This window comes from Bradyrhizobium sp. (assembly GCF_030654605.1).
Classification (GTDB): Bacteria; Pseudomonadota; Alphaproteobacteria; order Rhizobiales; family Xanthobacteraceae; genus Bradyrhizobium.
Genome location: NZ_JAURXB010000256.1, coordinates 31,508 through 43,839 on the forward strand (window position 1 = coordinate 31,508; position 12,332 = coordinate 43,839).

A 12,332-nucleotide genomic window follows, 5' to 3' on the forward strand; every position below is an offset into this window, starting at 1 on the left:
ACCGCGGGAGCGGCATGCTTCGCGCCGTTCGTCCGCGTTCCGAGACCCGCTGCCGTGGCGATGACTGACATCGAAATGCCCGGTGCCGCACGCACCGGGCATGGTCCATGATTGAAAATCAATCGGTCTGTAACGGGATGTGAACGTCGATCATCGGACTCCCCATCAGCCTGGAGGGGAAGCGCGCCCCGACGATTGACTTGTTCACGGGTTCAACCGCGACACTCAGCTTGCCTCCGGTCACCTCGGCGAGAGGCAGGTCGAAGTCGAAATGTGCCATGGCGTTCTTGACGCATGTTTCACACTTGTCCACGTCATCCGGCTGAAACATGAAGCGGGAGGCAATTGTCTTTCCATCCTTCATGAGGTGGACCGCGAAACTGCCTGGTATCTTGATGCGGTTGATGCCGGTGACCGACACCATGGCGTGTTGCGCGTCGAGGGAGACCTTGCGGTCGACCGACACCGCGCGGCTGGTCTTGAGCGCGAAAGCGATCGGCTTCGACGGCGCGGCAGACGGGGCGTAGTCGACGCCGAGAGCGATTGAATCGATCGTCTTCACTGTGTTCAGTCCGAGCGGCCCCGTCGTGAACGGCGCCAGCGCCTCCAGTGGCGGGACGGTAAAGATCTGATAGCTGAGCAGATCCGTTGTCTTGTTGATGGTCGAGAGCAATCCATTCAGGTCCGTGCCCTGTACCTTCTTTTGCCACTCCCACCACAACCGGTCCCAATTGGAGTGAAAGAACCAGAACGCCGGATCGAAGGAAGCAACCGCCTGGTTGGCCATCGTAGGCCCGATCGAACCGTGGCCGCCATCATGGGCCGCGATGATCGTGTTGTACGGAGCGCCGGACCAGTAACCGTGAAAATCCTCCCAATCCGTCTGGGCCATGGCCCGATTGACATCGGCTGTCACGTCGTATTGCAGCAGATTGGCCGCGATCTCGGGGTAGGAAAACCGCTGGGTGACGTAGCCCTTGTTGAATCCGCCGCCGACGTCCTGCGGGAGCGTGTAGCTGGCGTACGGAGCGGATTTGAGCAGGTCCGGAAACGGTGTCGTGATGTCCCAGTACGGAAGGGTGACGTTCTCGCACCCGGGAACGGAGCGCAGCGCATTTTCGAAGCCGAGCAGGTAGGCTCTGTGCCACGGATTGTAGGCAGGGACGTGATGCTGGCAGAACCGGTCCGGCAGCCAGTGGATGCCCGCCTGCGCGAAATAGCTGTTCGGGTCGGAAGGGTCCCTGGCCAGAATCCCCTCGAACGCCGTTTTCAGGGTAGCGAGCTCGGCGGCGCTCAGGCTGTTCACGTCCTTCCTGATCCGCGCCGCCGCGGGCTTATTGGCCAACATAGCCCGCATCGCGTAAACCTGATCGGATGTCGGGGTGCCTTTCGGACAGCCGTCGGTCAACCAGTTGAGAAAGGTCTGGACCATGTCCGGCGTCCATGGATCGCCGGGCGGCATGTTGTGGGCCGCGACCTGGCCGTAGATGTTGCCGGAGGCAGCCAGGACCTGCTCGTAACTGGTCAAGTCCAGTTCCTGGCTGCGCATATGCGCGATGTCCGTTTGGGTGAACATCAGGCGGATCGTGTCGTACCAGGTCGGATGCGCTACAGGGTAGGTCGGTGTGACAGACATCATGGCCTCCTTGGGATCAATCGATTGGGGATCAATCGGATTCAAGCATGAGGTAGACGCTCAGTTTGGGGTGCCCCATCCGTTCCAGCAGAGGGCGTTGTCCAGGCAGGGGCGATCCAGTGGGCTCGATCTCCACGGTTAGCTTGCCGTCTGCCACGACATCGATGGGCAGAACGAAGTCGAACTGCACAAGTTGAGGCGGCGGGCGAGGTTGAGCGGCATCCGCGCCGTCCGAAGCCTGGAAGAAGAAGCGCGACGCTATACGCCGGTCGTTCTTGGCGAGGTGGACTGCGAACGAACCCGCGATCGCGCCGGGATCCAGGCCCTCGACGGTGACGTTCACTTCACGCGTGTTCACTACAACCGCCTCGGAGATAGGCACCGATTTGCGGGTCTTCCGCGCGCCGTTCATGGCCGCAAAACTCAGGTATCGGTTACGTGCGCTGGACGACACAAAGTCTTGTCTCCTTCCAGGTAACTACACGCTAAGATTGAGTATAGTCCTCCATGAAGCCCAAAAGCAAGCGGGCATGACGAGCGGGAGCTCTTGAGGGAGGGCCACAAAAAAGCCAAGCGGCGCGTTGCGCCGCTTGGCGGTTTGGATTGGACGAATGCCGGCGAAAGCAGCTTACCCGCCGATGCCCTTTTCCTTGAAGTACTTCAGCGCGCCGGGATGGAACGGAATCGGGGAACGGTCCTGCACCTGGTTGTCGAGCGAGAAGCTCAGCGCTTCCTTGTGCACGGCGACGATGTCGGCCTTCTTCTCCACCAGCGTCTTGACGATCGCATAGGCGTCGTCATTGCTCATCTTGCTGCCGGTCACGATCAGGTTCCAGACTTCGGTGATGGCGTTGTCCTTGTCGACCCCCGGATACGAGCCGGCCTTGATCTTGCTGGCGGTGTAGAGCTTGCCGTATTTGGCGTTCATCTTCTCGGCCGTGTCGCTGTGGTCGATCAGCTTCATCTTCATGCCGGGCGTTGCCGCCAGATCGGTCACGGCGGCGGTGGGGATGCCGCCGACCCAGAAGAACGCGTCGATCTTGCGGTCCTTCACCGCATTGACGGATTCGGCGACGCCGAGCCGCTCGCGCTTCATGTCCTTGTCCTTGTCGAGGCCGGCGGCCTCGATGACGCGAAACGCCATCACTTCGGTGGCGCTGCCCGGCGATCCCGTGGAGACGCGCTTGCCCTTGAGGTCGGACATCTTCTCGATGCCGGTGCCCTCGACGGTGACGACATGCATGCGGTTCGGATAGACCACCAGCAGGGCCTGCAGCGGCACCTTGCCGCTGGTGAACTTGTCCTTGCCCTGCAGCGCATCGAGCGCGGCGTCGGCCATGGTGAATGCCATCTCGCTCTGACCCGAGGCGATCAGCTTGAGATTGTCGACCGATCCGCCGGTGACTTCGGCGGTGGCCTGCACGTTGGGCAGGTTCTTCGACAGCACGTTGGCGACGGCGCCGCCGAGCGGATAATAGACGCCGCCGGTGCCGCCGGTGCCGATCGACATGGTCTTCTGCTGGGCGTGAACCATTCCGGCGAGCGCGAGCCCCGCCGTGAGGGTAATCGCCAGCATCGCCGCGGTCTTTTTGGTCTTGGTCGTCATTAAGTTCACTCCCTGATTAAATTGGTACGGCCGGTCGTTTCGTTGTCGGTGTTCTGGCCTGCCACAGCAGCACGCCGAGGCCGATGATCAGGCCCGGCACGAAAGTATAGCTGATGTCGCGTCCGATGACCCGCTCGACGATCGCCTCGATCAGACTGGGGAACACCAGCAGCAGTCCCGATAGCAGAAGCAGGACGCCCTCGATCGGCTTATTTTGTCGCAGCGCCCAGTTCTGCGCAACCGCGGCGAGCGCCACCAGCCCGAGCGTTGTCTTGATTGTGATCTCGACGATGTCGACCCACGATCCGCCCTTCGGGATCGAGAGCAGCAGGCCGACGCCCTGCGGGTCGAGCACGAACACGAATGGAACCAGGAACGCCGGCAGGGTGTATTTCCACGACTGCAGCGTGGTCTTGTAGGGATCGCCGCCGGTGATGGCGGCGGCGGCGAACGGCGACAGCGCGGTCGGCGGCGAAACTTCCGACAGCACGGCGTAATAGAAGATGAACATGTGGGCGGCGTAATCCGGCACGCCCAGCTTGATCAGCGCGGGTGCGGCGATCACCGCGCAGATGATGTAGGACGCGGTCACCGGCACCGCGAGACCGATGATCCAGACGATCAGCGCGGTATAGATCGCGGTCAGCAACAGGCTGCCGCCGGCGTAGGCGATCACGATCGAGGAGAATTTGAGCCCGAGGCCGGTCAGGGTCACGACACCGACGACGATGCCGGCGCAGGCGCAGGTGGTCGCGGCGTTCAAGGCGCCGATCGAGCCGTCGGCCAGTGCCTTCACCAGCTTTTTCGGCACCAGTGCCGTCTCCCTGCGCAGGAAGCTCAGCGCGAAGGTGACGGCGGTGGCGTAGAACACCGACAGCGCCGGCGAGTAGCCGATCACCATGAACGCCACGACGGCAAGCAGCGAGATGAAGTGAAAGCCGTAACGCTTCGTCATCTGGCCGAGCGACATTTCCGGCGTGAAGTCGACATCCCTGGCGCCGTATTTCTTGGCGTCGAGTTCGACCATGATCAGGAGCGACAGATAATAAAGACAGGTCGGAATCGTCGCCATCCAGATCACGTCGAGATAGCTGATCTTGAGGAACTCGGCGATCAGGAACGCCGCGGCCCCCAGCACCGGCGGCGACAGGATCGCCCCGAGCCCGCCGGCCGCCAGCAATCCGCCGGCGGCATTCTTCTCGAAGCCCGCCTTGCCCAGCATCGGATAGGCGACGGTGCCGATCATCACGGTGGTGGCGACGCCCGATCCGGAGGGGCCGCCGAGCAGGAACGACGACAGCACCACGGTGCGCCCGGCGCTGTTCGGCTTGCCGCCCATCAGCGCCAGCGAGAAATCGATGAAGAATTTGCCGGCGCCGGATTGCTGCAGGAATGCGCCGTAGATCGTGAACAGGATGATCAGGGTCGCCGAGACGTCGACCGCGACGCCGAAAATGCCTTCCAGCGTGATGAAGAGGTGGCCGACCAGCCGTGGCAATTCGTAGCCGCGATGGGTCCACGGCGCCGGCAGATGCGGACCGAGCATCGCATAGGCGATGAACATCACCGCGACCACCGGCATGATCAGTCCGGTGGTGCGGCGGGTCGCTTCCAGCAGCAGGATGATGAACACGACGCCGACGATGACGTCCATGCGTTCGGGCGAGGTGGCGCGGTCGGTAAAGTCCTCGCCGCCCCACAGCGCATAGACGATGGTCGCCACCGCGAACAGGCCGGGCACCACGTCCCACCAGCGCACCCGGTTGCGAAACCGGGTCGCCAGCGGAAACAGCAGGAAGCTCAGAACCAGGGTGAAGGCGACGTGGGTGTAGCGCAGTTCCTGGGTCGGAACGATCGCGTAAGCCGCGTAGAGATGGAACAGGCTCATGGTCACGGCAAGGGTGGTCGAGACCCGTCCCCACCAGCCCATCAGCCGGTTGGCCGCGCCCTCATCGGCCTCGATGAAAGCCTCGGCCCGCTGCAGCGCCTCATCGGAAATGGCGACGACGTCGTCATTGGGCGATGATTTGCCCGGTTCTGGCTTGTCATGCGTTGGTTTGTCTGCGGCCATGCTTCCCCCGAAACGCTTTCAACACGGCCTGGCCTGCCTGGCCGCGCCCTCGATTGCGGCGCATTGATCCCGGTTTTCGGCAACCGTTGCAAGGGTTTCCGGCTGAATTTCCGGACTCTTCTCGCGCCCTCCCGGATTACGCCGCGGGGCACGCCGACGGCGTGACCCGCGGGCTCCTTCCGGGCTACAAGGGTCGCAACGATTGACAAAAGGGAGAGAAAGTCGATGGAACGGCTCAAGGGCAAGACAGCGATGGTGGTCGGCGCCGGTTCGATCGGGCCGGGCTGGGGCAACGGCAAGGCGACCGCGGTGACCTTTGCACGCGAGGGCGCGCAGGTGTTCTGCGTCGACCGCAACGGCAAGGCCGCGCAGGAGACCGTCGATATCATCACGTCAGAGGGCGGCAGGGCGGCGGCGTTCACCGCCGACGCGTCGCGATCGGAAGATGTCGAGGCGATGGTGGCGGCCTGCCTGAAAACCTTTGGCCGCATCGACGTGCTCGACAACAATGTCGGCATCGCCGAGATGGGCAGCGTGGTGAGCGTGCCGGAGGCAAGCTGGGATCATGTCTTCAACGTCAACCTGAAAAGCGCCTTCCTCGCCATGAAGCATGTCATCCCGGTGATGGAGAAGCAGGGCGGCGGCTCGATCATCAACATTTCCTCGATCGCCTCGATCCGCCATCTCGGCATTTCCTATGTCAGCTACGGCACCTCCAAGGCCGCGATGAACCAGATGACCAAGACCACCGCGGTCGAATTCGCCCCGAAGCATATCCGGGTCAACGCCATCCTGCCCGGCCTGATGAAGACGCCGATGGTCGAGCATTCCGCCGGCCTCGCCTCGAGCTATGCCGGCGGCGACGTCGAGGCGATGTGGCGCGCGCGCGACGCCCAGGTGCCGATGGGGCACATGGGCGACGCCTGGGACGTCGCCAACGCCGCGCTGTTCCTCGCCTCCGACGAATCGAAATACGTCACCGGTCTGGAATTGATCGTCGATGGCGGGATTACCGTGAAGGCGGGGAATTAGGCGCGGCAACAACTCTCTCGTCGTCCCTGCGAACGCAGGGACCCATACGCCGTGGCGTCTCGTTTGAGAAAACTGGCAGATACACCACCCGTAACCACGACGTCCTGTGGTTATGGGTCCCTGCGTTCCAGGGACGACGATGCTACTGCGCCATCGCCAGGATTCCGCCCGCCAGCGAATGCCATGCCGCCGTGGTGCTGATCGGCCAGTTCAGGAGTTTCACGGCGATCAGCGCGACGCCGCCATAGACATAGACCGGATGCGGACGCCCGTTGGCGCGCCAGTCGTGGACGATCGCGGCCACCAGCAGCAGATAGGCGACGAAAGCCGGCGGGATGGTGACCGGCACCGGCGGCGGGCCGGGAGGTCCCGGAGGCGCCAGGAACGTCATGAACCAGCGCGCCACTGCGGCGTCGAGCAGCGAGATGCTGGCCAGCAGCATCAGGCGCTTGTGGATCTCCCGTCGCCTCACATAGGCGATCGCCAGCGTAAACACGACGGCGAAAAACAGCACGCCGCTGAGCGGCACGATCGCGAACGCGATGCCTTCACCGGTCATGCCGATGGCGGCGGAGCGCTGCATCGCGTTGACCGCCACCAGGAAGCCGGAGATCGTCATCGCGGTCGCCAGCGACACGCCGATCATGCCGATGGTCCGGTGCCGCATCACCTGGCCGGAGGCGGCGAGCCAGCTCTGGAACGCGAAATACAGCGTCCAGGCGAAGAACAGCAGGCCGTGAAAATGCACCACCGGCACCGGCGGAAATTTTCCCGCGGCCATCGGCACGAAATAGGTCGGTGCGAAGCCGAGAAAGGCGACGGCGACGCAGGACAGCGCCATATAGAAGTAGAAATATTGCGGGTGGGAGGTCGCGCTCACACGAGTGCGCGGGTCGCCGGTTAAAGTCGTCATGGGGGAATTCAATCTCCAAAATGCGAATAGATGAGTCTCCTGGATCGGAAAATGGTTCAAAGAAATTGCCGCGGCGGGCCTGCGCAGCCGGATGCCGACCGGAACGCAATCCCCCCGCAGTCCGGTTTGCGCGGCACTTGCCGGACGCTGCTCTCTCCCATATTGAAGGCTCTTTGCCGGGTAGATCGATGCGACTTCGTCCTGCCGTCCTGATCCGCAACGCGGCCGTTGCTGTTGTGCTGGCGGCGGCGTCGCTCCAGGGCGCCTTCGCCACCGGGGCCAGGCCGTCCACCGATCCGGACGTGGATCCCGCGCCGTGCGTCGCGGCCGCGACCGCCAACGACGCCGACAGGATCATCGCCGCCTGCGGCGTGCTGATCGACAGCGCCCGAACGTTGAAGCCGGACCGCATCAAGGCGCTGGTCGCGCGCGGCGGTGCTCATGAGCGCAAGGACATGGTCGACAACGCGATCAGCGATTACGACGCGGCGCTGTGGCTCGACCCGGGGCTTGCGGATATCTTCAATCTCAAGGGCGAACTCTGGCGCAAGAAGGGCGACCGGCGCCGCGCGCTGGCCGATTTCGCTTCCGCGATCAAGCTGAACCCGGACCATGCGGCAGCCAAAGCCAATTACAGATCGCTGGCGCAGGAACTGGAGCGCCTGGGCGTGCTGATAGCGGTCGCCAACAAGCCGAGCTTCAACTGCGCCACCGCCAAACGTCCGGTGGAGAAGGCAATCTGCGCCAGCCCGGAACTGGCCGATCTCGACCGCGAGATCGATGGCGTGCATGCCCTGGTGATGCGCGACGCCGCCAAGGTCGGCCCGCGCGCGGTCCGTGCCCTCCAGCGCAGGCAGGACCAGTTCATCGCCCGCCGCAATGCCAGCTTTGGAAAGCCGGGTTACGATCTGCGCAAGGCGATGAAGGAACGGCTGCAGGAGATAGTGGGGGTCGACGGATACTAGGCCCGTCGCCCCGACGCGCGCCGGTTAATGCAATCTCGCAGCGTTTTCGCCTTGAATTGTCGGGTCATCCCGTGACAATGCGCCCAAGAAAATTCGGTTGAAATTGATCCTTGTCATGGCCGGGCTTGTCCCGGCCATCCACGTCTGCCTGGCCGAACGGCAGAAAAGACGTGGATGCCCGGGACAAGCCCGGGCATGACGTGAAGACGGGAGCGACGCCATGAACATCCAGACCACCAGCCGCTACCACGAGGCCCATGCCCGCTCGCTTCGGGATCCCGAGGGGTTTTGGGGCGAGGCGGCGCGCGAGATCGACTGGATCGAGCCGGCGAAGAAGGTGTTCGACCCTGCCATGGGGCTTTACGGCCGCTGGTTCGCCGGCGCCTTGGTCAACACCTGCTACAACGCGCTCGATCGCCATGTCGCTGACGGACGCGCCGATCAGCTGGCGCTGATCCACGATTCGCCGCTGGCAAGTTCTTTGGAAAAAGGTTCTTCGGGAACGAGCGCCATCACCAAATTCACCTATGCCGAGATGCTGCATGAGGTGAAGACGCTGGCCGCCATCATGCAGGATTTCGGGGTGACCAAGGGCGACCGCGTCATCCTCTATATGCCGATGGTGCCGGAAGCCATGGTGGCAATGCTGGCCTGCGCGCGGATCGGCGCGGTGCATTCCGTGGTGTTCGGCGGCTTTGCCGCGAAAGAACTCGCCACCCGGATCGAGGACGCCAAGCCGAAACTGATCTTCTCGGCGAGTTGCGGGCTCGAGCCCGGCCGCATCGTGCAGTACAAGCCGCTGCTGGACGAAGCGATAAAGCTCTCCAGCGTGAAGCCTGAGACCTGCATCATCCTGCAGCGGCCGCAGCACGGATGCAATCTCGTTGCCGGCCGCGATCACGACTGGGCCGAGCTGCGAGCCAAAGCCATCGCCGCGAAGAAGTCCGCGGAATGCGTGCCGGTTCTGGCGACCGATCCGCTCTATGTTCTCTATACCTCCGGCACGACGGGCAAACCCAAGGGCGTGGTGCGCGACAATGGCGGGCATCTGGTCGCGCTGAAATGGTCGATGTTCAACCTCTATGGCGTCAAGCCGGGCGAGGTCTGGTGGTGCGGCTCGGATATCGGCTGGGTGGTCGGCCACAGCTACATCATCTACGGCCCGCTGCTGCATGGCGCGACCTCGATCAGGTATGAGGGCAAGCCGATCGGCACGCCGGATGCCGGCGCGTTCTGGCGCGTCATCAGCGAGCACAAGGCGGTGGCGTTGTTCACCGCGCCGACCGCGTTCCGCGCCATCAGGAAGGAGGACCCGGACGGCAAGTTCATCCGGCAATACGACCTTTCGAAATTCCGCACGCTGTTTCTGGCCGGCGAGCGCGCCGATCCGCCGACGGTGGAATGGGCCGAGCAGCAGTTGAAGGTGCCTGTCATCGACCACTGGTGGCAGACCGAAACCGGCTGGTGCATTGCCGGCAATCCGGTCGGCCTCGGGATGCTGCCGGTCAAGCACGGCTCGCCGACGGTGCCGATGCCGGGCTATCAGGTCGAGGTGGTCGACGAAGCCTCGAAGCCGTTGCCATCAGGCACCATGGGCTCGATCGTGATCAAGCTGCCGATGCCGCCGGGCTGCCTGCCGACCCTGTGGGAGCAGGACGAGCGCTGCAAGGAAGCCTATTTCAACGAATTCCCCGGCTACTACAAAACCTCCGACGCCGGCTACATGGATGAAGACGGCTACGTCTTCGTGATGGGCCGCACCGACGACATCATCAACGTCGCCGGCCACCGGCTCTCGACCGGCGGCATGGAGGAGATTCTCGCCGCGCATCCCGACGTCGCCGAATGCGCGGTGCTCGGCATCAAGGACGCCATCAAGGGCGAGGTGCCCTGCGGCTTCCTGGTGCTGAAGGCCGGCGTGACGCGCAGCCATGCCGAGATCGAAAAGGAAATCGTGGCGCTGGTCCGTGAAAAGCTCGGCCCGGTCGCGGCGTTCAAGCTCGCGATCACGGTTGGAAGGCTGCCGAAGACCCGCTCCGGCAAGATTCTGCGCGGCACCATCAAGAAGATCGCCGACGGCGACCAATGGTCGATGCCCGCCACCATCGAGGATCCCAAGGTGCTGGAGGAGATCGAGGGCGCGCTGAAGGGCAGGGTGTGATTGCAGCACTGTCATTCCGGGGCGCGCGCAGCGCGAACCCGGAATCTTCAGATTCCGGGTCTGGTCCTTCGGACCATCCCGGAATGACACCACTACTCGTCATGCCCGGGCTTGACCCGGGCATCCATCATTCTTCAAAAAACGCCTTGTTTTCGATGGATTGCCGGGTCAAGCCCGGCAATGACGAAATGGGACAATGGATCGAAAAATGCGCCCTAACTCCCCACGAACGCTTCTGGCACTCCTGCTCCTCGCGCCCCTGCTCGCGGGCTGCCTCGAGCGCGGACAGCCGACCATGGTCGACACCTCAGGGGACGACGACGCGTTCTGCGCCCGCAGCCATGCCGCCGGCTCGCCGGACTATGTCAATTGCCGCAAGGACCGCGACGTCCAGCGCGCCAACGCCAATTCGCGCGCCGACAAGCGGCAGCGCAATCTCGGCGAATACATGCTCAACAATCCGACACGGCCGTAAATCAGGGAGACCATCATGAACGAAGACAAGTTCAACTCGAGCCTTCGCGGCTTTCTCAAGAAGGTCGGCATCACCTCGCAGCGCGAGATCGAGAAAGCGGTGCGCGAAGCGGTCGCGGCCGGCCGCCTCAAGGGCAATGAAAAGCTGCCGGCGAAGATGGTGCTGACCATCGGCGGCGTCAGCCTGACGCACGAGATCACCGAAGAGATCGAACTGGGATAGTACGAATCGGGCACGGCCCCTTTCTTCCTTCCCTCTCCCCTTGTGGGAGCCGAGACGAGCGAAGCTCGCTCTTGGGTGGCCGCGAAGCGAAGCATCGCGGACGGGTGAGGGGTCTGTCTCCGCAGATAGATACCCCTCATCCGGCGCTGACTTCGTCAGCGCCACCTTCTCCCACAAGGGGAGAAGGAAGAAAGACAGCACTCACCATCTCAAGCACCAGGGACATCACCACATGGACATCAAGGTACGCGACTCAAACGGCGCACTGCTTGCCGAGGGCGACAGCGTCACGCTGATCAAGGACCTCAAGTTGAAGGGCTCATCGACGGTGCTGAAGCGCGGCACCATGATCAGGGGCATTCACCTCACCGACAATGCCGACGAGATCGAAGGCCGCACCGACAAGGTCAAGGGCCTGGTGCTGCGCACGGAGTTTCTGAAGAAGGCGTGAGGGCGCGCCGCTCTAGCGCCCCAACTCGCCGAGCTTGGTCCCGATCGCGACCGTCATCAGTCCGAAGCCGGCATAGGCGAGTTATTCCGGATGGTGACAGAACATCTGCGAGGTCGAGCAGACCTCGCCGGCCCAGGATGTGCCGACGGCAATCTGCGAAGCGGCCTGCTTGAACAGGAACGCGGTGCCGCCGAGCAGGAGCGCCAGTAGAAATGAGATGACCGCCATGTTCGATACACTTGTCCTGTGATCTGACGGTCGTTTTACCGGCTGATCCCCAAAAGTATCTCCGGGCTATTACGGGTTTTTGTCGTGGTTGCCGCAAGACGCGCCAGATCGGCTGATCCGTGCGACGAGGTAAATGTGACGGTGTGTGACGACCCGACGGGCAAATCACTTCGGTTTATCGGAAGTCGTGTCAAGCCCTCGAATCAAAAATAATTCTGTTTCTCAGAAATGAAAGCCGGGTTATATCCATAGCCATCCCGTCCCACTCAGAGGGGCATTGCGCAAGGTCACCGATGCGGGACGGGGATGCGGTGGACGTGGATGGCGCTCCCGACCAGGGCGTCTGAAGCGGACGGCGAAATCGTGTGGTCCTGACACCCCAAAGGCTGGTGTCAAGTTCGCAGCTCGAGGTGCTGCGGATGACGGTGGCAAAAGCGCAGGGCTCGCCGAGGCGATCACGTATAAGCCGTAAACCATTGCGCGGGGAGTGCCGGGTGATTCCGGTGTGACCTGACTAACGCGTGTGCCTTCTACCACTACCCATTGCACACGCGGCTATCGGGCGCATCGGG

The 12,332-nt window shown here is 63.0% G+C and carries 12 protein-coding genes; 6 read left to right on the forward strand and 6 right to left on the reverse strand.

Features of this window, described 5'->3' with window-relative positions; translation table 11 throughout:
* Positions 1-118: 118 nt before the first annotated feature.
* The 4 genes from Q7U29_RS22975 to Q7U29_RS22990 all read right to left on the reverse strand — a co-directional run bounded on the left by Q7U29_RS22975 (position 119) and on the right by Q7U29_RS22990 (position 5,313).
* The gene (locus Q7U29_RS22975) at positions 119-1,636 is read right to left on the reverse strand and encodes a tyrosinase family protein (RefSeq protein ID WP_304745111.1); all 1,518 of its coding nucleotides are present in this window, start codon (positions 1,634-1,636) and stop codon (positions 119-121) included.
* A 31-nt stretch (positions 1,637-1,667) separates the two neighbouring features.
* Entirely contained in the window at positions 1,668-2,090 is a 423-nt protein-coding gene (locus tag Q7U29_RS22980; protein ID WP_304745112.1) for a hypothetical protein, read from the reverse strand.
* Positions 2,091-2,264: 174 nt separating this feature from the next.
* Positions 2,265-3,242: a TAXI family TRAP transporter solute-binding subunit gene (locus tag Q7U29_RS22985; RefSeq protein ID WP_304745114.1), complete on the reverse strand. Its 978-nt coding sequence runs from the start codon at positions 3,240-3,242 to the stop codon at positions 2,265-2,267.
* 16 nt (positions 3,243-3,258) lie between these two features.
* Positions 3,259-5,313, reverse strand: coding sequence for a TRAP transporter fused permease subunit (locus tag Q7U29_RS22990; RefSeq protein WP_304745116.1), 2,055 nt, complete (start codon positions 5,311-5,313; stop codon positions 3,259-3,261).
* Positions 5,314-5,538: 225 nt separating this feature from the next.
* Between Q7U29_RS22990 and Q7U29_RS22995 the strand changes: the two genes are divergently transcribed.
* On the forward strand, positions 5,539-6,345 hold the full coding sequence (locus tag Q7U29_RS22995; protein ID WP_304745118.1) for an SDR family NAD(P)-dependent oxidoreductase: 807 nt from the start codon (positions 5,539-5,541) through the stop codon (positions 6,343-6,345).
* 142 nt (positions 6,346-6,487) lie between these two features.
* Here the strand turns inward: Q7U29_RS22995 and Q7U29_RS23000 are convergent, their stop codons facing one another.
* Positions 6,488-7,258: a hypothetical protein gene (locus Q7U29_RS23000; RefSeq protein ID WP_304745120.1), complete on the reverse strand. Its 771-nt coding sequence runs from the start codon at positions 7,256-7,258 to the stop codon at positions 6,488-6,490.
* Positions 7,259-7,446: 188 nt separating this feature from the next.
* Here Q7U29_RS23000 and Q7U29_RS23005 point away from each other — a divergent pair, with 188 nt between their 5' ends.
* The 5 genes from Q7U29_RS23005 (at position 7,447) to Q7U29_RS23025 (ending at position 11,532) form a co-directional block, all read left to right on the forward strand.
* On the forward strand, positions 7,447-8,223 hold the full coding sequence (locus Q7U29_RS23005) for a hypothetical protein (protein ID WP_304745121.1): 777 nt from the start codon (positions 7,447-7,449) through the stop codon (positions 8,221-8,223).
* A gap of 220 nt (positions 8,224-8,443) precedes the next feature.
* The gene (locus Q7U29_RS23010; RefSeq protein ID WP_304745123.1) at positions 8,444-10,384 is read left to right on the forward strand and encodes a propionyl-CoA synthetase; all 1,941 of its coding nucleotides are present in this window, start codon (positions 8,444-8,446) and stop codon (positions 10,382-10,384) included.
* 196 nt (positions 10,385-10,580) lie between these two features.
* Entirely contained in the window at positions 10,581-10,859 is a 279-nt protein-coding gene (locus Q7U29_RS23015) for a hypothetical protein (RefSeq protein ID WP_304745125.1), read from the forward strand.
* A 15-nt stretch (positions 10,860-10,874) separates the two neighbouring features.
* Positions 10,875-11,081 (forward strand): DUF6494 family protein, encoded by a 207-nt coding sequence (locus tag Q7U29_RS23020; RefSeq protein ID WP_304745127.1) that lies wholly within the window; start codon positions 10,875-10,877, stop codon positions 11,079-11,081.
* Between the two features lie 232 nt (positions 11,082-11,313).
* On the forward strand, positions 11,314-11,532 hold the full coding sequence (locus Q7U29_RS23025; RefSeq protein ID WP_304745129.1) for an alkylphosphonate utilization protein: 219 nt from the start codon (positions 11,314-11,316) through the stop codon (positions 11,530-11,532).
* A gap of 81 nt (positions 11,533-11,613) precedes the next feature.
* On the opposite strand, the gene Q7U29_RS23030 is transcribed toward Q7U29_RS23025, so the two are convergent.
* Complete coding sequence (locus Q7U29_RS23030; protein WP_304745131.1) at positions 11,614-11,760, reverse strand: hypothetical protein; 147 nt, start codon at positions 11,758-11,760, stop codon at positions 11,614-11,616.
* Between the last annotated feature and the right edge of the window lie 572 nt (positions 11,761-12,332).